Below are 22,233 nucleotides of genomic sequence, written 5' to 3'. Positions count from 1 at the left end.
AAATTACGTTTAATTACCACTATTTACGACGTAAGCTAAGTTATAAACTAGTCTTAGAACTGGATTTTTGGTATAAATCAAACATAGATGACACATGTCTGACCACTTAAAGAGAGCACACTATGACCTACGCACACATAACGGGTTGGGGTAAATGTATCCCACCAGCGCGTATTAGCAACGATGAAATTAGCCAATTAGTTGATACCAATGATGAATGGATCACATCCCGCACTGGCATCAAAGCCCGTAGAGTAAGCCACGTTAGTACTGCAGAGCTTGCCACTGTAGCAGCTAAACATGCAATAGCCTGTGCTGGCATTGATGCTAAAGACATCGACTTAGTGTTACTAGCAACATGTACGCCCTCAACTATGGTGGCAAACACAGCTTCATTAGTACAAAAAAACATTGGTGCAGTTGGCGCAGCCGCTATGGACACCAATGCAGCGTGCTCTGGTTTTTTATATGCAATACAAGCAGCGACCGCACAAATTCAAGCCGGTATGATCAAAAAAGCAGTAGTCATTGCTGCTGAACGTATGACCTGGTATGTAAACTGGGATCGCCGTGACAGTGCGGTGTTATTTGGTGATGGCGCCGGTGCCGTAGTACTTGAAGCAGCAGACACGCCAGCGGGTTTACTCGCGACAAAAACAGGCTGTGATAGCGAAGACCGTGATATCTTGCATATCACTAACTTTGGTAGTGACTTAAATAAATATGTGCCTATTGGGCCGTCTGATTTATTGTTTGCAGGGCGAGAGATCTTTAAACGCGCTGTAAAAGGCATGAGCGAAGCCTGCGACGATGTGCTCACACAAGCAAATTTACGCCTTGATGACATCGATGTACTTGTACCGCACCAAGCAAATTTACGTATCATTCAAGCCATTCAACATCGCTTAAAAGTGCCGGATGAAAAAGTAATGGTTAACATTGGCGAATACGGCAATACATCGGCAGCAACTATTGCAATCGCATTATGTGAAGCGGTTGAGCAAGGATTAATTAAACCACATGCTAATATCATGTCTGCAGCATTTGGGGCCGGATTAACTTGGGCTGCTAGTTACATCAAATGGGGTGAACGCGTCACGCCAATCAGCCTGAGTGATGCAGCGCTACCGCCGTGTGATAAAACCGGTTTAGAGTTAGTGGCCCCCGCAGTAGCAGCTTGCAAAGGCAGTGATCAATATTGAGCAAAGTAAAGTGTATTTGCAAAGCCAAGGTGTAACGGTGGAAGAGATTCGAACTGATGAATACACAGGTAAACGGTTTACTTTTTTGCCATCCCTGATGGATTACCGCTTGAGCTTTATGGGCATAACCTCACAAAGCTCAATAAATTTACTTAAAACGACTTTGTAAGTAGTTAAATACGGCACGAATACCGAGTGCTTCACCACCGACTGGACGACCTGGTAATGAGCGGATATTCCATGCCATTACATCAAAATGTACCCATGGAGTGGTTGGCTCTACAAATTCTTTTAAATAAAGTGCAGCAGTAATTGCACCGCCAAATGGGGTGCTTGAACAGTTAGCCATATCAGCAACATCACTTTTTAATAAACTTTTATATTGCTCAAAAAGCGGTAATTGCCAAACGGGGTCGCTTACTGCAATACCAGCGTCAATAATGCCATTAGCAACATCACGTTCAGTTGAGAAAAACCCTGGCAACTCAGTGCCTAACGCAATACGACAAGCACCCGTTAAGGTTGCAAAATCAATGATCAACTCAGGATTGTCATTTTGTGCTTCCGTGAGTGCATCACATAACACTAAACGGCCCTCTGCGTCGGTATTATCGATTTCGACCATAATTCCTTTACGGGTTTTAATAACATCGCCAGGGCGAAATGCATTACGCGATACCGCATTCTCAACAGCGGGGACTAACACACGTAAACGAATAGGTAAATTTGCCGCCATAATTAATTGTGCTAAACCAATTACATGAGCCGCACCGCCCATGTCTTTTTTCATATTGCGCATACCTGAACTTGGTTTAAGATCTAAACCACCAGAGTCAAAACAAACCCCTTTACCAACCAAGGTGATCAAAGGTGCATCTTTAGCGCCCCAGTGTAAATCAAGTAAACGCGGTTTATTTTCACTGGCGCGGCCTACCATGTGGATAGTGGGATAGTTTTGTTCTAATAATTCATCCCCTATCCATTCATTGAATTGACCATTGTAAGTGTGCGCTAAATCAGCCATCACTTGTGATAGGTGCTGTGGCATCATGTCTGCGGCAGGCGTATTAACCAGATCTCTCACTAAGTTAATCGCATTTGCTTGGCGTGTAATACGCGCAAATAATGCCTCATCGGCTATTGCTAATTGTGCTTTGACAGCCCCTTTGGCTTTATATTCGTTAAATTCATAACCACCAAGTATAAAACCCAGAGCAATCTGTTCTAATTGTTGTTCACACTCTTGAACTTGGTAAATTCCTGCTGGCAGTTTAGTGGCTAATTCACCCGCGAGCCAAAAGTCATCAACGCTATTAACTAAACAATACACCTGACTTAGTGCTCCACTTTGTGGATTGACCACCAAGGCGAAACCTTGTTTTGCAAAATCACAGCTATTTAGCCAGTTTTGTAAAAAAATTGGCTGCTGGGATTGCCATCTAGCTAAGTCATTTTTAACAATAAAAGATAAAGGAATACCCGTAGAACTATGACGAATTAATGCACTCATTAAATGACTCGTTTAAAATTATAAAGATGATCAAGCATATCAATAACTCAATATAAAAGGTATAGCATAAAGACTATCCTTTAAACTGCATGGCATTATTTTTTTACAGGTGGTTTTACGTCTGACTTTGCCGATTTTTCAACGTGGTGGTGTTGCTGCTCTTCATCAACAATCAGCTGATCAATCTCTTTGAGTGACTTGTTCATATTGAATGAACTTGGCAATACATCAACCCCAACCAATTGCCCTAACTTAACTACTAAGGGAATTGTCACCGGTGCAAAGGGCAATACCGCAAATACCCCCAACCCTAATCCTTTGAGTATATCTACAAACTGTGCGTTGGCTTTTCGTAAATCATCTTTACTGACATCTCCTTGGGTGTAGCGACGATAAATTGTGAGCATTTCTTTGGTTTCTTGTTTTTCCTGTGCCAGTGCAATTTTAAGTGCCACCATAGCGCGCTTGACACGCAACTGTTGGCGTTTTGTCGTAATTTTTGCCACTCGAATTGGAGCACGGTGAATAACTTTATATAGTCGCATAATGCTATTCTCACATAGCCTTAACACTTCACAAAGCATAATTTAATACAATCACCGATAAACAGAGCCACATACCCTTGCTCAGCCAAAAAGGCACTAAGCCCTTATTTGAATACGTATAAAATATTTTGCCATTTTCAACAGCACCATGCATAAACAACTCATCCCACCAGTAATTTAAACAAGATCACACGTCAATGTGTTTCTCTGGTAAAATAACTTTTTTGTTTGTTAAGCTAATTATTTGTTATGAAATCAACACCATTAAAATCAAAACTACACCCTCGAAATCGCCATAACAAAGGCTATGATTTAGACTACCTAAGCATTCAAGTACCCACTTTAAAACCATATATCGTGATTACTCCCAATGGTACTAAAAGTATTGATTTTAGTGATAAAAAAGCTGTAAAAGCGCTTAATCAAGCTCTTTTGCAAGCGTACTATAACGTTGATTTTTGGGATATACCTGAACACAACCTTTGTCCACCAATTCCGGGGCGCGTTGATTACCTTCACTACTTGGCCGATTTACTAGCAAACGATAATCAAGGCGTTATACCGCAAGGCAGACAAGTTAAAGTGCTAGATATAGGTACGGGTGCAAACATAATTTACCCTTTACTAGCAAGTCATGAATATAACTGGAGCGTCACAGGCTCAGATATAGATCCAAGCGCTGTAAAATTAGCCAAACAAATCGTAGAATTTAATAATCGCAAAATTACCGTAAAGCTACAAAAGCAATCACAGCATATTTTTCAGGGGGTGATAAATGCGAAAGAGCTTTTTCATATTACATTGTGTAACCCTCCTTTTCATGCCAGTGAACAACTAGCGGCTCAAAGTAGCGAGCGGAAATGGAAAAACTTAGGCAAAGCCCCAAAATCAACTTTAAATTTTGGTGGGCAACATAATGAGTTGTGGTGTGAGGGTGGCGAAGCGCAATTCATTTGTACCATGATCGATGAAAGTGCACTATTTGCTGAGCAGTGTATGTGGTTTACTTCTTTAGTTTCAAAAAAAGAAAACTTAGCCACGTTACAAGCACAATTAAAAAAACACCCTGTGGCTGAGGTTAAAATCATTGAAATGGCACAAGGGCACAAAGTGAGCCGCTTTATTGCGTGGAGTTATTTTGATCAACAAACTCGCCAAGAGATCTGCCAGCAATTTATAGCAGCGTCAACTACGACGCTGTATGTTTAACGCAGCTTTATAGTGTTTGCGGCATACTGATACATAGCGATCGTTGCCGCCGATTTCCACTTGAGCGCCGTCGACAATAGCATTACCCTGCTCATCAGTACGCAATACGTGGTTTGCTTTGCGACCGCAATGACACACGGTTTTAAGTTCAACCAGCTTATCAGCCCACGCCAGTAAGTACTGTGAGCCGCTAAATAGTTCACCTTTAAAGTCATTGCGCAAGCCATAGCACAATACAGGAATACCTAGTTCATCCACCACATCGGTCAGTTGCATTACTTGCTGGCGTGATAAAAACTGACATTCATCCACTAGCACACAGTGGCGTTTTTGGTCGCTATTAAGCTGTTTGATCAGTTCAAAAACATCTTTGTCAGCATCAAAAATATGTGCATCAGCTTGTAAACCAATTCGAGAAGATACCTTACCAACACCGGCACGATCATCTAAAGCAGCTGTTAAAATAACTGGCTCCATGCCGCGCTCGCGATAGTTAAATGCCGATTGTAAAAGCGTGGTAGATTTACCTGCATTCATTGCAGAATAATAAAAGTACAGCTGAGCCATGAAAATGCCTACCCTGAAAAAAGTGCGCTAATGCTACCTTAATCTTGATTGAACATCACCTTTTTTACCCATGCTACAAAACCGTTACTCAACTGCGTCTGCTACTGACGGCCTTAACTTAGTCGTTAGTTTTGTTTAAGTATTCAACATACAGCTTAGCATTATCTTGTGCGGCGATGGTTTGCCAAATGCGTTGACTAAGCACTTTATGCTGTTGATAAAATTGCTTAGAAAAAAGCAAATAGCCTTGAGCTTTTTCAAGTGGGGGATAAATTGCCTGTACTTGGGCTGTTTTATACCGGTAGTTTGACACTTTCCGATCGCCAACTTGGCACACGTCAAGCGTAGCATCAACGACACCACGGTTGATCAACTCCACCGCTTTTTCGACTGAGGAAGTATGTTGAACAAAAAAAGGCTCTTGATGTAATGCCTTACCTAAGTCATAACCATTCGCAATAGCTAATGTAAAAGCCCTCGTCTGAAAGACTTCACGGCTTTGCCATTGCTGATGAAATTTTTTTCCGCCGATCAGACAACTGCCAAATTCACTCACGGCAAAACGCGGATCCGGTTGCTGAGAGCCAGCCATTGGGTATTGGGCAAATTTAGTTCGTTCAGGCCGATAGCTAGCAATAACCGCATTCACTTTATTAGTACGCAGATCATTTAAACAGCTTAGCCAAGCTTTACGCTGATAACGAATAGACAGTTGTGAAAGTGTATTATCAAGATTTTGTAGGATTTTTAGCGATGCTTCTGGTTGAGTACCTAACATTTCATTGCTTTGCGCTAAAAACATCGGCGCGACAGTTTTATCTTCATAACAAAAAATTAGTTCAGTTGCGTTAGCAATTGCCGCTGTAGATAGCAAACTACACCCGCTACTGAGCATCGAGAACGCCAATAAATTATCCCTAACACGTTTATTTTGTTTCATTTTATCTTGATCCCTAGACGTTTTATCTAAAGTGTAGACCGAAAAAATGAATTGTTTAGTAACTAACCCAAAAAAATTAGATGATCCCTTCGTGCTCTAGTAACCACTGCTTGCGCTCTAGCCCACCCGCATAGCCGGTCAATTTACCATTGGCACCAATAATACGATGACACGGCACAATAATACTGATTGGGTTTTTACCATTAGCAGCCCCCACTGCACGAACCGCCTTGGGATTATTGAGTGCATGAGCAATATCAGAATAACTTTGTGTTTGTCCAAATGGTACAGCGGTGAGCGCTTGCCATACCGCTTGTTGAAAAGCAGTGCCATCAGTGGCTAGAGTGACATCAAAGGTTGTTCGCTTGCCTGCAAAGTAGTCATTAAGCTGCGCAGCACAGTTTAAAATATATGGCTGCTCAACCTTTGTAAATGGGATTTCTGGGCACTCTATAACCGGGTAAAAGCCCACATAACTCACTCCGTGTTGGTTACCTTGAATAATAATGTCATCAATGGGGCTGGGAATACGTGTTTGGATAATACTCATGTTAGCTGCTGCCATAGTTGAAAAGTTAAATAGGAGCGAAATGGTGCGCACATCTCATCGTTAAATGGTTTTGCCCCCGCTTGCGCTTTCTTTACGCCTAAATCTCCCGCTAATAAAATATCGGGCTGACTTTGGCCGCGTAATTTTGCATAGTTTACTGTCCAAGGTCCTATCCCTTTGAGTGGCAGCCATTGATCAAGCTGTTGGCAATCAGGGTTATCGGCACAAAATTGCGCTAAATTACGCAATGCATTTTTTCGCGCTTGAGGCATTTTAAAAAATGCCAGCTCACTGTTCGCCACTACCTCTGGGGTTGGAAAATACACTCGCTCGCCATCTTGTGCGCCCAATTCCGCCACCAGCTGAGTCACTAAATTACGTGCAGCAGTCACGCTGACTTGTTGGCCAAGCACCGCTCGAATTCCCGCCTCAAATACCGACCAAATACCCGGTAACCGCAGCCCTTGGGTTAACACAATTGCCCCTTGAAGCTGAGTTGCTAGGTGTTGTTCGATTTGCGTAGTATCGGCATCTAAATCGAGCACTCTGCGAATTTCACTTAAAATAGGCTGTAAAAAGCGCGGCTGATCAATATCAATGCTGACTAAAAAATGATGTTTGTACTCTACAAACTCAGCCGTAAACTGGCCTTGGCAATGCTGATTTTTAAAGCTGCGACCATAATGTGTCTCGCCAAGCCACTCAAGAGGTGAAATTAACCGCTTAGCTAAAAATTGCTGCAACGCAACCCAATTATAAGGGGGCCGAAAAGGTAATTTAAGCGTCAACACCGCATGTTTTGTGCTGTGCTGCCCACGCATTTTTGATGGGCAAATATGTAACTGCTGTAAAAACGCATCATTAAAGCGACGAATACTGTTAAAGCCCGCCGCAAACGCCACTTGGGATACCGATAAACTTGTTTCTTGCAATAATTTTTTCGCAAAATGACAGCGGTTAAATAATCGGTACTGGGTCACTGAGATACCAAAATGTTGTTGAAACAGTTGCCTTAAATAGCGGCTACTCACCCCTAGTCGTTCTGCTAAGCGTTCACAGCTTTGCTGCTGAGTTAAGTCACTATCTATTAACTGTTTGGCTCGCAGCGCTGTGGTTTTTGCTCCTTGCCATGCGCTACTGCCAGGGGCGCTATCTGGGCGACAACGAATACACGGGCGAAATCCAGCCTGGGCAGCATTATGGGCATATTGAAAGTATTCTACGTTTTGCTCTTTTGCAGTAGGGGCAGGGCAAATTGGCCGACAATAAATACCGGTGCTTTTAACACCGATGAAAAAGTGTCCATCAAAACGATGGTCGCGGCTTTGTCTGGCAAGTTGCCAATGGCTAGTATCCATAAAGTGCTCTTAACTATACATCTGCTGATAGAGTACGTGAAAAAACACAGTTTACTAGCCATTTTCGGCACTCAACCTTTAGTTGCTGATTGATTTACTGATAGCAGCTAAATAACGACACTCAACTTCAGCCCAATTAATAACATTATAAAATGCTGCGATATACTCAGGACGGCGGTTTTGATATTTCAGATAATAAGCGTGCTCCCACACATCTAAACCTAAAATCGGCGTGTTGCCGTGCATTAATGGACTGTCTTGATTTAAACTACTTTCCACCACAAGTTGGTTATCTTTATTAACACTTAGCCACGCCCAGCCACTACCAAAACGGCTCACCGCTGCGGCGGTAAATGCGTCTTTAAATGAGACAAAGCCGCCAAGTTGCTCAGTTATGGCAGTTAATAACTCGCCAGTTGGTTGCCCTCCCCCGTTGGGACTCATTACTGTCCAAAACAATGAATGGTTTGCGTGTCCGCCAGCGTGTTCTTGTACTACTTTTTGCAGCTCACTTGGCAGTGACTCAATATTACGTAGTAACTCATCAACATCGGTATTGGCATAGCTACTACTTTCAAGTGCCGCATTGGCTTTATTAATATATGTTTGATGATGCAATGTATGGTGGATCTCCATCGTTTGAGCGTCAAGATGTGGCTCTAATGCTGCATAATCATAAGGTAAAGCGGGTAATGTAAATGCCATGATTGCTCCTTAGGGGCATAGGGTTGATTGCTCAATGCAAGGTAATATGTTGATCGGGTGTATAACTTAATGTTTGGTTTATTCTGTCAATCAAATGAGGTTGATGATTATGCACCTTGGCAAAATGTACTAGCTCAAGATACGTTTTATGGTGATGATGAACCACTACCGTTCGTACTGTATTACATGGGTGCAGAATTAAGTGACTCAAGGTGATATGTACATCGCATAGCCACTGACAGGCTTGCTCTGTTTGATTCATTGCGCGGTAAGTGTCGGCTAGGTTATGCGCCGCAACAACCAATGCAGGGCAGCAATGTTCAATCGCAGTGAGTACGGATTGGCATATTGTGGCTTGACTAAATTGACTTAAAAGGTGTGAGGCCAAAGTGTGTGCAGTTGTGTATTTGTCTCTAGCCTCGAGTAAAGCACCTCGTTCAAAAGCGTAGTTACCAGCCATAATATTAGCTTGCCAAGGACTCAGAGCCTGCTCAACACATGGAAGTTCTGCGACAGTGGTACGCTGAAGTTGTGGCATAAAAATCACCTACACAAAATTAAATGATGTGATTAATTTACACACCCAAACAATTAAATGCAAATGATTTTTATTTATACTTATATATTATTATGTCTCGGAAAAATCAATTAATGCTTGCCCTGTTAATCGATAGATAATCCACTCATTTTGTGGCTCAGCTCCCATACTATTATAAAAATCTATTGCCGATTGATTCCAATCAAGTACCACCCACTCAAAACGGCCGCAGTCTTTTGCGATAGCTTGACGTGCCAAATGTTGCATGATCATTTTTCCTGCGCCTTTGCCACGGCTATCTGGACTAACATATAAGTCTTCAAGGTACAGGCCATTCTTACCAAGCCACGTCGAGTAATTGTAAAAGTACACTGCAAAGCCAATTGGCGTATCGCCTTCAAAACAAATCAAACTATGCGCTGTTGCGCCGTCACTAAACAGAGTTTTTAAAATCGCCTGTTCATCGGTTTTAACCGCATCAGGCTCTTTTTCATAAATTGCCAGCTCGGTAATAAAGTGCAAAATAGTAGCAGCATCCGAAGGCTGCGCATCTCTTAAAGTAATCGTTTTTTGGTCTGTCATAAGTTCTCTTATTTATTACTGCATTATTTAATACTGATACACCTTGTATAGCTAGCATAACTGGGCTATTTACGATGTCCATTAACGCGATAAAACTGTTGACTAAATTTTGTGTAAAGCACTGGTAATACAAATAAAGTCAAAAATGTTGCGGTAAACAAGCCACCTACAATCACCGTTGCCAATGGCTTTTGGATTTCAGCTCCGATACCGGTTGAAATTAACATGGGTAGCAAACCAAGTGCCGAGGTTAATGCCGTCATTAGTACGGGTCGTAGCCGAGATAGTGCACCATTAAATGCCGCTGTATCTAAACTATCACCGCTTTTCACACGGTTATTAATGCTCTCAACCATCACCACACCATTGAGAACGGCCACCCCAAACAAGGTAATAAAACCTACCGAACTTGGCACTGATAAATATTGCCCTGATACGTAAAGCGTAACCACACCACCAATCACCGCTAATGGCACATTCACTAAAATCAACATCGCTTGGCCTATCGAGCCAAATGCAAAATACAAAAGTAATGCGATCAAAGCCAACGAAATAGGCACCACGATAGATAAACGCTGCTGCGCCCGTTGTTGGTTTTCAAATTGGCCGCCAATACTAATACCATAACCTGGCGGTAAATCAACTTGCTCACCAATGGCAGTACGAATATCCGCAACCACAGAGCCCATATCGCGCCCTTGTACATTTGCTTGGATCACTACTCGGCGCTGAACATCATCACGGCGCACTTGTGGCGGACCAGATTCAATATTAACCGTTGCGACATCTCCAACCCTAACCACGGCACCTGTCGGTGATGATAACCGTAAATCAGCAATCGCTTCAGGGCTGTCACGAAACTCAGCCCCAATGCGAACATAAATATCATAGCGCTCATTGGCATTAATAATTTGCCCTGCCGCAGTGCCGCCAATACCATCTTGCACTATCGACATTAAATCACCCACTGAAAGCCCATAACGCGAAAGCGCTAAGCGATTCGGTTTGATCACTAACTGTGCTTCACCAGCAATTTGCTCCATTGCCACATCTTTAGCGCCAGCAACGCCTTTTACAGTTTGCTCAATTTGCTGCCCTTTAGCGACTAACACATCTAAATCAGCACCAAACAGCTTAATCGCCAATTGCGCTTTCACCCCAGATAGTAACTCATCCACCCGCGTGGCTATCGGCTGTGAAAAGTTAAACAATAAACCTGGGAATTGCTCCAGCTTTGTCTCCATTAACACTTGCAGTTGCGCTCGGCTTTCAGCAGATTGCCACTCGCTTACAGGCTTCAAACCTAAGTAAATTTCGATATTATTAACTGGCTCTGGATCGCCCCCGACTTCTGGGCGACCAATTCTGCTAAGCGCATACTCAACTTCAGGAAAGGCCAATAATATCGCTTCCACCTTAGGAGCGACCATTAAAGCCGTATCCAAACTCGCCGAAGGTGCTAATGTTACCCGTAAGTTAATAGTGCCTTCTTCAAGCTCTGGCACAAACTCAGTGCCTAGTTGTGGTAACAGGGCACCAGCAATGAGCACTAATATTCCCGCTAGAGAGATCACCGTTTTTCGTGCGTTCATTGCCCAGCGTAAACATGTTTGATACGTTTTATCTAACGGCTCAAGTAATACACTGCGCCTAACAGTGACACCTTTAGAAAATAAATACACTGCCATTGCTGGCACGATCGTTAGCGCAACAATTACAGCGGCAATAATAGCTAACATAATACTTATAGCCATTGGCTGGAATAATTTTGCTTCTACGCCTTCAAAACTAAACAGCGGCATAAACACCACTAAAATAATGAGTGCAGCAAAAAATACTGGCCTGGCAACTTCTTTAGCCGCCATAGTGATCAATTTAGCTGGTGAGTGATTAGCATCAGTATTATTAGTTAAGTGGCGAAAAATGTTTTCCACCATCACCACAGAGCCATCAACCAGCATACCAATTGCCACGGCAATCCCACCGAGTGACATTAAGTTAGCAGAGAGTCCAAACCACACCATCACACTAAGCGCTAAGCCGATTGAAATTGGGATCGATAATAAAACTAATAATGTGGCGCGTAGATTCATTAAAAACAACGCCAGTACAATCACAATAAATATAAATGCTAATAGCAATGCATCCACCACAGTATCAACCGCTTTGGTGATCAAATCAGCTTGGTCATACAGCGGTTCAAACGTTACCCCATCCGGCAGCGCTTGATTGATCATTGCAATACGAGCGGTGATTCCGTCAATGGTTTGCTTGGTATTTGCACCAATACGCTTTAATACTACCCCCGTCACCACTTCGCCCAGCGATGTAATATTACCATCGGCATCTTTTTTACTCATGGTCGCCGCGCCTTGGCGAATTTCACTGCCAAGCATCACCTCAGCCACATCGGCAATGGTGATCACTGTGCCATTAATGGTTTTTAATGGGGTTTGAGCTATTTCTTGCAGTCCTTGTTTGCCGGCATTAAACCAACCTGTACCACGAATAACTAACTGTTCCTGGCCACGGTTCATATACCAACCACCTACATTGGTATTGTTTTCTTCAAGTGCGCTCACAACTTGCTGCTGATCTAACTGATAAGCCAATAACTTATTTGGGTTAAGATTTACTTGGTATTGACGAACATCGCCACCAAACGACAATACTTCTGTCACCCCATCCACAGGTAATATCAGTAATTTTACAATCCAATCGTTTAAGCTGCGCAGTGCCATACTGTCCAAGCCAGACTCAGGCGATGCCGTTAATAAGTATTGGTAAACCTGCCCGAGTCCTGAGGTATTCGGCCCCATTTCTGGCAAACCAATCCCTTCCGGGATCAGTTCTTTCGCGGCTTGCAAACGCTCAAATACCAATTGCCGGGCAAAATAGATATCCACCCCTTCTTTAAACACTACAGTAACTCCTGAAAGCCCCGTTTTAGAAATCGAACGAACTTGCTCTACATCAGGCAATGCATACATGACCGCTTCAATTGGGTAAGTGATCAGCTGCTCAACTTCAACAGCAGCCAAACCGGGTGCTTCGGTATTAACAGCCACTTGCACATTGGTTACATCAGGAAAAGCATCAAGATTGAGTTTTGGGATCACTACAACACTGGTAACAATTAATACACAAAGAGTCAGTAAAACCAGTAGTCGATTAGCAATCGCACTATCTATTATTTTATTAAACATAGTGTCAGCTCCTAATGGTTATGCGGATCAAAGCCGCCTTTTGCTTGTTCTGATACAACAAAAAATGCCCCTTGAGTAACGACTTTAGTGCCCTCAGCCAATCCTTTAATTTCACGAAACTGACCAAACCGTCGGCCACGCTCAATTTCAGTTGCTATAAGTTCACCATCTTCATCTTGCACATATACCGCCCAATCACCATCGGGGTTCCTAAGTAGAGCTTGCTCTGGTACTGCCAACACTGGTTGCTCAGTTGAAAATTCAAAATACACGTCACTAAACATCCCTGAGTGCAATTGATGCTGACTGTTTTGCACACTTAAACGCACAACCCGTGAACGAGTGATCTGATCTATCGTGTGTGCTTCTTGGATCACCTTGGCCGGGTATGTGACTTGATTCACTTTCACTTGCGCTATTGTGCCTCTATCAATATCAATGGTCTGATTTGCCGACAATTGCGCCTCAACCCACAGTAGGCTTTCATCAGCAATCAGCATTAGTTCAATGCCTGCATCGACCCGCTGCCCTTGCGCAAAATTATCACTGAGCACAGCTCCTGACGTACCAGCAAATAATGTGTACTCACCCAGTTTATCCGCTGGACTGACCGCACTTTGCGCAATCGCTTTAGCCGATAAACCAAATGCCACCAGCTGGCTCTGCGCCACTTCATATTCAGCCTTAGCTGTGAGTAAGCGTTTTTCGCTCACAGTGCCTTTACCCATTTTTTGCACCCGCTGCCACTGCGCCTTAGCTAACCGATAAGTGGTTTGCGCACTGGCGACCTCGGCACTAAATAAAGTCACTAACGGTGCGCCTGCTTTAATATGTTGCCCTAAGGTTGCGTGACGTTTCACCACAATTGAATCTACCCGTGGCGACAACACATAGCTGCTATAACCATTAGCTTTGATTTCACCAGGGGCATACAACTGCGATTGATAAGTACGCTTCACTAATGGGCTGATCTGCACTTTTGCTAAACGCATTTGTGTTTCTGTTAAGCGTACCCCACTAGCTTGCTCGTCGTGCTCTGGCTGCGGATCCGAAATAGCTTGTTCATTCTCGTGAGGAGCTTCATCAGCTTCATGCACATGCATAACTTGTAATTGTGCTTCACTGTGATCATGGCCTGATTTGGTGTGTTCAACATCTTGCGGTGTAGATGTGGCTGCCTGTACCACGTTGGCAAACATTAATACAAGGGCAGAAAAAGTAATTTTTAAGCGCGTCATAGTGCAGCTCCATCAGTTAGGGGATCCGTAAAGGTAGAAATATAATGACTAAGTTGCCCACTTTGCGTTAACCAATTAACGCTTGCTAGTTGACTTTTTTGAACAATTTCAATGCCAGCAAGTAATCCTGAAATACGCTGCTGGCGCATAGTTAGGTACTCAGCAGTACTAATATCACCGCTTTGCCATTGCTGCTCTATCAATGCAAGGCTACTATCTGCATTTGCTTGATTAATCGTCTGCCAACGTTTAACGCGCTGAGCGTACGCTTGCATCACCTCTTTACTGGCTTGCGCTTGAAACGCCATGGTGCGCTTTAAAGCTTGATATTCAGCTTCTTTTGACATCGTCATAAATTCAGCGGCTTGATATTCATCACTAAAACTATTCATTATATTCAGCGGCATAGAAAAACTTACAGAGACAAGGTTATCATCACCACTTTTACCTGCAACAAGCCCAATGGTTGGTTTGACGGCTCGCTCTGCTTTGATTACCTTTACTTGCTGACGCTGTTGTTGCCATTGTGATTTCACCAGCAAAAGTTGTGGATGTCGGATCACACTTTCAGTATCTGAATTGAGTTTAATACCACTGAGTAACTGTTCAGGTGTCAACGGCCCACCTTCGCGCCACGTTGGTAACAGTGCCTGCACGGCTAATTTAGCATCTGCATAAGCACTGGCTTGTTGGGCGGTTTGATTTAAAATTTCTGATAGTGAGTACAACGCTAATTGTTCATCCAGCAACCCGACTTCTCCGGCCGCTCGACGGCGCTTAACCACGGTAACTAAACGCTCTAGTTGCTGCTCTTGCTGTTGTGCTAACTGAAAAACTGCTTTACTACTGCGCCAATTAATAAGCGCAATCAGGGTTTGTTCAACTAATTGTAAATATGTTAATTGCAAACGCTGCTGCTGCGCAACCAATGTGAGTTGCGCCGCACTATGTTGTTCCTGTTGTTGATCATTAATATCAAGTGTTTGGCTCAGCCCAAGAGTAAAGTTATTAGCATTGCCTTCTTTTTCAATACTCGACTCAAGGTTTGGATTATATAGAGATTGCCCTGCGGCTCGCACAGACGCAGTGGCACTTTGCAGCTGCTGAAAATCAGCCTGTAAATTAGGGTGTTGTTTTAATTGCGACAACAACCAGGTTAAGTCGCCGGTATTATGCGTTGGCGCAGCCAGAGCCAGTGGTGCAGCTAATACAGTGGCACACAGACAAGCAAACCCAAATGGTTTGTGTAAATTCATAACATATACTCTTACTAAATAAATCGGTGACCATTATGTTGGCCAGCTAAAAATTAACTTAGTAAGTGAGTAATTGGAGGGCGTAGATCAGGAATAAGTAGACGTGAATCAAATGCTGGGGCATTCAAACTAATAATGTCGTAGCTTGGTAAATTAACATGCTGCTGCCACGGCTCTGTAAAAAATGCGGGAATATGACATACATGACAATGCGCATCATCAGCGTTATCAGCTAAAGCTTGGCTTAATTGCTGATGCTGCAATCGGTGGGTGTCATGATCGTTATTGATAGAGCAGTGTTCGTCTAATTGACTTTGTTGATATAATAATTGCGAGGTTACATTAATAGCAGTGTTATGATCAGCCACATCAAAACTATCCAGCACAGGCTGAAGTAGTACAAACGCTAAAATTAACAACACTAATTGCTTCAAGCAATACATCCTTTAAACGATTTCCAAGCTAATTTAACACATCTTTTCCTTACTGAGAAGTACTTAGCCGCTTACCACAGGTGCCAACTTTATGCTGCAGGCTAATTCAGCCATGCTCATTTAGTATATATGGCTTATCAATATGCTACTTACTATTGCCCAAGTTGTTGGCTGTAATTGCATTTAATTGGATTTTTATTGAAAACAGCTTGCGTTCTCATTTATCATCACATCTTTATATATCATAGGATGTCTGTGTTGTTAAAGCTGTGGTTACGCCGTACTCATTTAATACTGACATTAGTTAGTGGGCTGTTTTTGATCTGTTTGAGCATCAGCGGCGCTATTTTAATTTACGCAAAAGATATTCAGCAAATCATTCATCCGCAATATTGGACAGTAACTCCGCAATCAACACCATTGGCTTATCCGGTGCTTATTAATACGCTGGCTGTTCACTCAAAACAAACTGTCACTTTACTTATGCCAGAGCAGCAACCCACTGTTGCATGGCAAGCCCAGCTTGCTGATAAAAACTATATCAGCGTTAATCCATACACTGGGCAAGTACTGCTCAAATATGATTATTACAGTACACTGTATGGCTTTACCATGGCCGTTCATCGTTGGCTATTATACCAAGATGCAGATGGTAAAAAGCCGCTGCGCAATTGGGTCTCTATCTGTGCGTTAATTTTTATTATCAATATATTCGTCGGCGTATACATGTGGCTTAAACCTAAAAATCGCCTGAAACGTTTAGTGATAAAACCCAAGGCTAAATTACGTATTTTGCTTTACCAACTCCATACAGTAATTGGCATGTATCTGTTTATCCCTCTTATTTTAATTGCCTTTACTGGTATGGCATTTCACTGGAAAGACGAGACCAAAGCAGTGCTTGAATTTGTAACACAAAATAATGTAGAGACACGCCCTACAGCACCGGAACTCGAAGTGCCAAATATAATCAATGGCGATAACTTTGCAGTGGCTATACAAAACGCATTAGCCGTATTTCCTGAGGCTGAATTATTTCGTATCTATTTACCTAAAAAAGCCAGCGACCCAGTTGCCCTTAGAGTAAGAAACCCTGATGAAAGTCATGCTTATAGTTGGGTATGGGCCGATCAATACACCGGTCAAGTACTGCAATCTTACGATGCCTCAAAGGCCAACCTCACAACTCGCGCGTGGAATTTTAAATACAAATTTCATATTGGTGATTTTGCCGGTTTTCTAGTGCAAATGTTATGGCTATTGATTGCACTACTACCTGCTTTTTTTACTATCAGCGGGGGTTACTTTTGGTATAAGCGGCATTATAAATATACTTTTTAGCCTTGTGGCAACTCATACATCAAACAAGTGACGTCGCTTTATTTTTCCTATTTTAGATCCTAAAATTAATCGTACCAATTACATTAAATTAATCACTTATTAGTACAACAGGAAAAACATAAGGGCGGGAGCAATGAGAAGTGTTCTATTATTATTTATAATCAACCACCTATGTTTTTTTATAATAGCCGAGTTTTTTACTGGCACCTTGAGTAAACTATCAGGTAGTAGCTTTCTCTCCGTGGTAGGACTCATTTATGCCTTTGTGGGTTTTCCGCTCCAGCTACTTATTGAGCTACTGCTGCTTATTGGTTTTTGTTATCAAATTTTTAATGTCGGAAAATATCAGGCAAGTGCACCGCTTTGGTTAGCTTTTTGTGCAAGCATAATGCTGATGTTTAACTTTTTTGAATAGCAAAAAAAATAAAATGCAATTGATAATAACTATCAATACCCTTGCCTTTACACTTCTTTACACTTATTATTGCATCAATAAAAACAGTAATATTTCATAATTATATAGCCGTAAAGGATCTTCATGTTTAAAACCTCTTTCACTTTATTAGCCCTCGCTATAAGCACTGCCACTTTTGCCGATGAAGTAATCAATAAAAAGCAATTAACCGATGCACAAATGGAGCGTGTGGTTGTCTCTGGTAGCCGTATTTTTGAAAGTATTGATGAGGTTCCCGCATCAATTACCATTATCAATCAACAGCAAATCGAAGAGCATTTAAAAGTAAATCCAGAGCTACAAAGCTTACTTGCGCAAATGGTGCCAGGCCTTGCTCCTGATACAGGTAGTTCGAGTAATACAGGGCAAACGCTGCGCGGTCGCGCTCCTTTGATAATGATTGACGGCGTGCCGCAATCAACCCCGCTGCGTAATGGCTCTTTAGGTATAAAGAGCCTCGACCCAAGTGCCATCGGTCGTATTGAGGTGATCAAAGGTGCCACCTCTATCTACGGTAACGGTGCATCAGGCGGTATTATTAATTACATCACTAAACAAGCAAAAAGTGATGGTAAAACCGAAGGTGAAATAAGTTTATCGAGTCGTTTTAGTGCGGTAAAACTTGAGGAAAGTGCCGGTGCTAGGCTATCAGCAGCCATAAATGGCCGTGCTGACAAATTTAGCTATTTAGTTACTGCCAGCTATGAAGAAAATGGCGTACAACGCGATGCTAAGGGTGACATACTCGGTTTACAATATGGGTTATCCGACGCAGTTACACAAAACTACTTTACTAAATTGGGCTATGATTTTGATGACGAAAAACAGCTACAATTTAGTTATAACTACTTCAGTTCGCAGCAAAAAACTGACCTCGGTGATGTTGTGGGCGATATGAGCTTAGGCGAAAAAACCTACGCAATCCATGTACCACCAGAATTACAAAAACAAGGTAAACCACAAGGCCCCGAAGGCAACGAAAACATCACCCTAAAGTACACAGACTACGCGCTATTTGAGAACACCCAAATGACTTTAGATCTTTACATGCAAGATATAGAAAACGTGTTTTTCTTCTCCCCAAATCTTGCTAATCAAGGCGAAAATTATGACGGCGGCCAGTCAATTATCAGATCAGAGAAAAAAGGTGCACGGGCAACTTTTAATACCCAAATAGATTTTGATTCTATTGAAGCCTCATTTATTTATGGTATCGATGCATTAACCGATGTAACCTCGCAGCCACTTGTTGACGGCCGTATCTGGGTTCCAGAGATGGATATGCAAAGTGTTGCCGGCTTTTTACAAACCAAGTGGGTAATTGCTGATGATCTTATCGTCAAAGCTGGTGTTCGCAAAGAGAGCATTGATTTAACCGTAGACGATTACCGCACACTTAAACTATGTAAAACGCCAACTCAGTGCTCAGTGCCTATTAACGTTAAAGGTGACACCATTGATTACGATGCTACAACCTATAATATCGGGATCAAGTACAACCTTGATGAAAAATTCAGCCCATTTTTGAGCTACTCACAAGGCTCTGATATTTCAGACATTGGTCGTCTGCTGCGTGCTGCCACGGTGAATGATATCGGACAGATCCAAACTGAAGCCTCGATCATCGATAACTATGAAATTGGTTTTAATTCACAGTTTGATAATGTTCGTATTGAAGTTGCCGCCTATCGCAGTACTTCTGAACTTGGCACAACCAATAAATTTAATGAAGTGACCGGCGTATATGAGCCAGTAAGAGCGCCACAGGAAATTTGGGGCTACGAAACACTGGTAGATTACACCATTTCTGCAAACCTAAAATTACTGGCAACGTATAGCTATGTTGAAGGTAAAAACACCGAAGCAGATGTTTATTTAGGCTCTAAACAGATCAGCCCACCAAAAGCGACTGCTAACCTAAACTGGCGACCGAGTGAGGCTATGTCACTGACATTAAGTTATCTGTATGTCGGTGATAGAAAACGCTTTGCAGCAAATGACGATGGCAAATATGTGGGCGATCAGGGCCCTGTCGAAAGTTATAATATTTTTAACTTAACTGGCCAATATCAATTTGCTGATAACTGGCAAGGGTTTGCAGGTATCGAAAACTTATTTAACGAAGATTACTTTCCAGCCCGTGCTCAGTCATATACATTCGGCGGCTACAACATCAAAGGTTTAGGAACAACAGCAACAGTTGGCGTTAAATATAAATTTTAAGCATCATTCAACTCGTTCATTGTGCTGTGCAATGAACGAGCCCCTCTTAATTTCACCTTTAATCTTAAACCTTAAATATAAATAGCAATCTGTTCATAAAGCAACCAACAATGCAAACTTAAACGAGAATCACACGCAATATTAACCATATGATTTAAAAGGAAAATACTTGCAATTTTGTGATTTTACACTAAACTTGTCGCTATTATTAATTTCAAGGTAGGCCATTATGAAAGGTAATCAAAAAGTTATCGACAGCTTTAACACGCTGCTTGCAAATGAACTTGCAGCAATCGATCAATATTTTATCCACTCACGTATGTACGATGATTGGGGTTTAGATAAACTTTATGTACGCCTTAATCATGAAATGGAAGAAGAAAAAGATCACGCTGATTGGTTAATTAAGCGTATTTTATTCCTCGAAGGCGTACCAAACATGACCAAACGCCGCGATCTTATTATTGGTCATGACGTTAAATCAATGATGCAAAATGACTTAACCCTAGAACTTGAAGTCGTTGAGTGTGTTAAAGAAGTAATTGCAGTCTGTGAGCAAGAAAAAGACTATCAGTCACGTGAGATCCTTGAAAAGCTATTATTTGATACCGAAGAAGATCACGTTTACTGGCTTGAACAACAACTCGGTTTGATTGATAAAATTGGTAGCCAAAACTATCACCAATCACAAATGGGCGAATAGGAGCTAAATTATGAAAGGCGATAAAGACGTTCTTGCTGCATTAAATAAAATATTGGCAAATGAATTAGTCGCTATTAACCAGTATTTTTTGCATGCCCGTATGTTTAAAGATTTTGGTTTTAGCGTATTAGACAAAGCCGATTACAAAACCTCGATTCAAAAAATGAAAAACGCTGACCGTTTAATTGAGCGTATTTTATTTTTAGAAGGCTTACCTAATCTTCAAGATCTTGGCCGTTTACGCATTGGCGAAAACAGCGAAGAAATGATTGCCTGCAATATGAGTTTTGAACTAGATTCATTGGTTGATCTAAAAGATGCGATCAAACTTGCTGAAAGTAAAAAAGATTATATTAGCCGCGAAGCACTCGATAACATTTTATCTGAGCAAGAAGAACAAATCGACTGGCTAGAAACGCAACAACAGTTAATTAAAAGCACCGGTATTGAAAACTACCTACAGTCGCAAATGTAACGCTTGGTTAATACCAAAAAAGCAGCTTAGGCTGCTTTTGTAGTTTTTATCATACAAATAAATGTCACTGAGTTTAAACAATTACCAGCAATAGCTACGCCACTTGGTCGGTAATATCAGCGATTTGGATAAGTTTACGATTGAGGATCTTTTTAGTACAGCCACAGCATTTGCCGCACTGGCTACCGACTTTAAGCTCTTTAGTTAGCTCGCGCATTGTAGTCGCGCCGTCGTCGATTGTTTGTTCAATTTTTTTATCTGTCACACCGTGACATAAACAGATATACATGAATACAAACCACTCTCAATAACATTCGAGCTTGTATATTAATCTAAACGTAAACAGTTCGCAATTAGTAATCGCATAAAATTGAGAATTATTTTTATTTACTTAATTTCATATCGTTTTGTAAAGTTTCTGCTAAGTCAGCATTATTAATATCAATAGAGCTATATCCACCGCTTGAAGCGCTATCAATTCAGATTAAACAACTGTGACACCGCAAAACCACTATCATTTACAATACTGAAGTGGGATTATTCTGTTCTTGCAGCCAAACTTATTTAACAATCTTTAAAATCTCTTTAAATACAGGCGTCGCTGCCACTTCTGTCCATTGAAAAATCACACTTTCAGCACAGCTGATCACAGCACCTGCTTGTCTTAACTGAGCGATGGCTAAATCGCGGTGTAGATCATTACGCGAACTAACCGCATCCATGACTAAAAACACCTGATAATCTTGCGCCAGTAAATCTAAACAAGTTTGTAATACGCATACATGCGCTTCCATACCAACCACAATGATTTGCGGGCGTTTATAGCTGGCAATAAGCTCTAAAAAACCGGTCTCCTTACACGCGCTAAAGTGAGTTTTATCAAAGTATTCAGCTTGCCCAATCTGAGCTTTTAATTGCTGATCAGTTTCACCAAGCCCTTGTTTATATTGTTCGGTGACTAAGATAGGAATATGCAACAATTGTGCGGCTTTTACTAATTGCACTGTGACCTGTTTTACTTGTTCATAACGAGACATCGCCGGACTTAATTTGACTTGAATATCGACAACTAACAACAGACTTTGCATGGCGTGAGCATTTAATGAGTGAGGCAATGTGAACATCCTGTGATCTAAACATAACTAACAGCATAAGTGATTTGTTCTATAAAGTTAATTCTTTAATTAAACTATAAAT

The 22,233-nt window shown here is 41.8% G+C and carries 21 protein-coding genes; 6 read left to right on the top strand and 15 right to left on the bottom strand.

What is annotated here, in order from left to right:
• Positions 1-122 precede the first annotated feature (122 nt).
• Positions 123-1,202: a ketoacyl-ACP synthase III gene (locus HHO47_RS03395; protein WP_169018905.1), complete on the top strand. Its 1,080-nt coding sequence runs from the start codon at positions 123-125 to the stop codon at positions 1,200-1,202.
• A gap of 148 nt (positions 1,203-1,350) precedes the next feature.
• Here the strand turns inward: HHO47_RS03395 and HHO47_RS03390 are convergent, their stop codons facing one another.
• Together HHO47_RS03390 and HHO47_RS03385 are read right to left on the bottom strand one after the other, a co-directional pair.
• Positions 1,351-2,712, bottom strand: a complete 1,362-nt coding sequence (locus HHO47_RS03390; protein ID WP_169018903.1) for a leucyl aminopeptidase family protein — start codon at positions 2,710-2,712, stop codon at positions 1,351-1,353.
• Between the two features lie 95 nt (positions 2,713-2,807).
• Positions 2,808-3,257 carry a hypothetical protein gene (locus HHO47_RS03385; protein ID WP_169018901.1) on the bottom strand — a complete coding sequence of 150 codons (450 nt, stop codon included), beginning with the start codon at positions 3,255-3,257 and terminating at the stop codon, positions 2,808-2,810.
• Between the two features lie 249 nt (positions 3,258-3,506).
• On the opposite strand from HHO47_RS03385, the gene rlmF reads away from it, so the two are divergent.
• Positions 3,507-4,466, top strand: coding sequence for a 23S rRNA (adenine(1618)-N(6))-methyltransferase RlmF (gene rlmF, locus HHO47_RS03380; protein ID WP_169018899.1), 960 nt, complete (start codon positions 3,507-3,509; stop codon positions 4,464-4,466).
• On the opposite strand, the gene HHO47_RS03375 is transcribed toward rlmF, so the two are convergent.
• The 11 genes from HHO47_RS03375 to HHO47_RS03325 form a co-directional block, all read right to left on the bottom strand.
• Positions 4,443-5,033: a thymidine kinase gene (locus HHO47_RS03375; protein WP_169018897.1), complete on the bottom strand. Its 591-nt coding sequence runs from the start codon at positions 5,031-5,033 to the stop codon at positions 4,443-4,445. The genes rlmF and HHO47_RS03375 overlap by 24 nt on opposite strands.
• 118 nt (positions 5,034-5,151) lie before the next feature.
• Positions 5,152-5,973 (bottom strand): amino acid ABC transporter substrate-binding protein, encoded by an 822-nt coding sequence (locus tag HHO47_RS03370; protein ID WP_248290909.1) that lies wholly within the window; start codon positions 5,971-5,973, stop codon positions 5,152-5,154.
• A gap of 76 nt (positions 5,974-6,049) precedes the next feature.
• Positions 6,050-6,523 (bottom strand): methylated-DNA--[protein]-cysteine S-methyltransferase, encoded by a 474-nt coding sequence (locus HHO47_RS03365; protein WP_169018895.1) that lies wholly within the window; start codon positions 6,521-6,523, stop codon positions 6,050-6,052.
• Positions 6,520-7,881, bottom strand: coding sequence for a DNA-3-methyladenine glycosylase 2 family protein (locus tag HHO47_RS03360; RefSeq protein ID WP_169018893.1), 1,362 nt, complete (start codon positions 7,879-7,881; stop codon positions 6,520-6,522). Before HHO47_RS03360 ends, HHO47_RS03365 begins: the two co-directional genes overlap by 4 nt.
• A 78-nt stretch (positions 7,882-7,959) precedes the next feature.
• On the bottom strand, positions 7,960-8,586 hold the full coding sequence (locus HHO47_RS03355; protein ID WP_169018891.1) for a superoxide dismutase: 627 nt from the start codon (positions 8,584-8,586) through the stop codon (positions 7,960-7,962).
• Positions 8,587-8,617: 31 nt separating this feature from the next.
• Positions 8,618-9,124, bottom strand: coding sequence for a hypothetical protein (locus tag HHO47_RS03350; protein ID WP_169018889.1), 507 nt, complete (start codon positions 9,122-9,124; stop codon positions 8,618-8,620).
• A gap of 90 nt (positions 9,125-9,214) precedes the next feature.
• The gene (locus HHO47_RS03345) at positions 9,215-9,706 is read right to left on the bottom strand and encodes a GNAT family N-acetyltransferase (protein WP_169018887.1); all 492 of its coding nucleotides are present in this window, start codon (positions 9,704-9,706) and stop codon (positions 9,215-9,217) included.
• 65 nt (positions 9,707-9,771) lie between these two features.
• Complete coding sequence (locus HHO47_RS03340) at positions 9,772-12,912, bottom strand: efflux RND transporter permease subunit (protein ID WP_169018885.1); 3,141 nt, start codon at positions 12,910-12,912, stop codon at positions 9,772-9,774.
• A gap of 11 nt (positions 12,913-12,923) precedes the next feature.
• Positions 12,924-14,150: an efflux RND transporter periplasmic adaptor subunit gene (locus HHO47_RS03335; RefSeq protein WP_169018883.1), complete on the bottom strand. Its 1,227-nt coding sequence runs from the start codon at positions 14,148-14,150 to the stop codon at positions 12,924-12,926.
• Positions 14,147-15,406: a TolC family protein gene (locus HHO47_RS03330; RefSeq protein WP_169018881.1), complete on the bottom strand. Its 1,260-nt coding sequence runs from the start codon at positions 15,404-15,406 to the stop codon at positions 14,147-14,149. The genes HHO47_RS03335 and HHO47_RS03330 overlap by 4 nt, the downstream gene beginning before the upstream one ends.
• A gap of 53 nt (positions 15,407-15,459) precedes the next feature.
• Positions 15,460-15,840 (bottom strand): hypothetical protein, encoded by a 381-nt coding sequence (locus HHO47_RS03325; RefSeq protein WP_169018879.1) that lies wholly within the window; start codon positions 15,838-15,840, stop codon positions 15,460-15,462.
• Between the two features lie 249 nt (positions 15,841-16,089).
• Between HHO47_RS03325 and HHO47_RS03320 the strand changes: the two genes are divergently transcribed.
• From HHO47_RS03320 to bfr (HHO47_RS03305), 4 genes are all read left to right on the top strand, one after another.
• Positions 16,090-17,181 (top strand): PepSY-associated TM helix domain-containing protein, encoded by a 1,092-nt coding sequence (locus HHO47_RS03320; protein ID WP_169018877.1) that lies wholly within the window; start codon positions 16,090-16,092, stop codon positions 17,179-17,181.
• Between the two features lie 538 nt (positions 17,182-17,719).
• The gene (locus HHO47_RS03315; RefSeq protein WP_169018875.1) at positions 17,720-19,858 is read left to right on the top strand and encodes a TonB-dependent receptor; all 2,139 of its coding nucleotides are present in this window, start codon (positions 17,720-17,722) and stop codon (positions 19,856-19,858) included.
• Between the two features lie 229 nt (positions 19,859-20,087).
• Entirely contained in the window at positions 20,088-20,561 is a 474-nt protein-coding gene (bfr, locus tag HHO47_RS03310; RefSeq protein ID WP_149980077.1) for a bacterioferritin, read from the top strand.
• A 10-nt stretch (positions 20,562-20,571) separates the two neighbouring features.
• Complete coding sequence (gene bfr, locus HHO47_RS03305; RefSeq protein WP_169018873.1) at positions 20,572-21,036, top strand: bacterioferritin; 465 nt, start codon at positions 20,572-20,574, stop codon at positions 21,034-21,036.
• A 94-nt stretch (positions 21,037-21,130) separates the two neighbouring features.
• Here the strand turns inward: bfr (HHO47_RS03305) and HHO47_RS03300 are convergent, their stop codons facing one another.
• A complete protein-coding gene (locus HHO47_RS03300; RefSeq protein WP_011329912.1) occupies positions 21,131-21,325 on the bottom strand; it encodes a (2Fe-2S)-binding protein in 195 nt (64 codons plus the stop codon).
• A 271-nt stretch (positions 21,326-21,596) separates the two neighbouring features.
• Complete coding sequence (locus tag HHO47_RS03295) at positions 21,597-22,160, bottom strand: isochorismatase family protein (protein ID WP_169018871.1); 564 nt, start codon at positions 22,158-22,160, stop codon at positions 21,597-21,599.
• Positions 22,161-22,233 lie beyond the last annotated feature (73 nt).

Origin of the sequence: Pseudoalteromonas arctica (assembly GCF_012927645.1) — a bacterium.
Classification (GTDB): domain Bacteria; phylum Pseudomonadota; class Gammaproteobacteria; order Enterobacterales; family Alteromonadaceae; genus Pseudoalteromonas; species Pseudoalteromonas arctica_A.
This window is presented reverse-complemented; position numbering and strand designations above follow the sequence as displayed.

Excerpts from the sequence above, each read along its gene's own strand:
- HHO47_RS03395 (WP_169018905.1), top strand. The coding sequence starts at position 123 with ATGACCTACGCACACATAACGGGTTGGGGTAAATGTATCCCACCAGCG.
- HHO47_RS03390 (WP_169018903.1), bottom strand. The coding sequence starts at position 2,712 with ATGAGTGCATTAATTCGTCATAGTTCTACGGGTATTCCTTTATCTTTT.
- HHO47_RS03385 (WP_169018901.1), bottom strand. The coding sequence starts at position 3,257 with ATGCGACTATATAAAGTTATTCACCGTGCTCCAATTCGAGTGGCAAAA.
- rlmF (WP_169018899.1), top strand. The coding sequence starts at position 3,507 with ATGAAATCAACACCATTAAAATCAAAACTACACCCTCGAAATCGCCAT.
- HHO47_RS03375 (WP_169018897.1), bottom strand. The coding sequence starts at position 5,033 with ATGGCTCAGCTGTACTTTTATTATTCTGCAATGAATGCAGGTAAATCT.
- HHO47_RS03370 (WP_248290909.1), bottom strand. The coding sequence starts at position 5,973 with ATGAAACAAAATAAACGTGTTAGGGATAATTTATTGGCGTTCTCGATG.
- HHO47_RS03365 (WP_169018895.1), bottom strand. The coding sequence starts at position 6,523 with ATGAGTATTATCCAAACACGTATTCCCAGCCCCATTGATGACATTATT.
- HHO47_RS03360 (WP_169018893.1), bottom strand. The coding sequence starts at position 7,881 with ATGGATACTAGCCATTGGCAACTTGCCAGACAAAGCCGCGACCATCGT.
- HHO47_RS03355 (WP_169018891.1), bottom strand. The coding sequence starts at position 8,586 with ATGGCATTTACATTACCCGCTTTACCTTATGATTATGCAGCATTAGAG.
- HHO47_RS03350 (WP_169018889.1), bottom strand. The coding sequence starts at position 9,124 with ATGCCACAACTTCAGCGTACCACTGTCGCAGAACTTCCATGTGTTGAG.
- HHO47_RS03345 (WP_169018887.1), bottom strand. The coding sequence starts at position 9,706 with ATGACAGACCAAAAAACGATTACTTTAAGAGATGCGCAGCCTTCGGAT.
- HHO47_RS03340 (WP_169018885.1), bottom strand. The coding sequence starts at position 12,912 with ATGTTTAATAAAATAATAGATAGTGCGATTGCTAATCGACTACTGGTT.
- HHO47_RS03335 (WP_169018883.1), bottom strand. The coding sequence starts at position 14,150 with ATGACGCGCTTAAAAATTACTTTTTCTGCCCTTGTATTAATGTTTGCC.
- HHO47_RS03330 (WP_169018881.1), bottom strand. The coding sequence starts at position 15,406 with ATGAATTTACACAAACCATTTGGGTTTGCTTGTCTGTGTGCCACTGTA.
- HHO47_RS03320 (WP_169018877.1), top strand. The coding sequence starts at position 16,090 with ATGTCTGTGTTGTTAAAGCTGTGGTTACGCCGTACTCATTTAATACTG.
- HHO47_RS03315 (WP_169018875.1), top strand. The coding sequence starts at position 17,720 with ATGTTTAAAACCTCTTTCACTTTATTAGCCCTCGCTATAAGCACTGCC.
- bfr (WP_149980077.1), top strand. The coding sequence starts at position 20,088 with ATGAAAGGTAATCAAAAAGTTATCGACAGCTTTAACACGCTGCTTGCA.
- bfr (WP_169018873.1), top strand. The coding sequence starts at position 20,572 with ATGAAAGGCGATAAAGACGTTCTTGCTGCATTAAATAAAATATTGGCA.
- HHO47_RS03300 (WP_011329912.1), bottom strand. The coding sequence starts at position 21,325 with ATGTATATCTGTTTATGTCACGGTGTGACAGATAAAAAAATTGAACAA.
- HHO47_RS03295 (WP_169018871.1), bottom strand. The coding sequence starts at position 22,160 with ATGTTCACATTGCCTCACTCATTAAATGCTCACGCCATGCAAAGTCTG.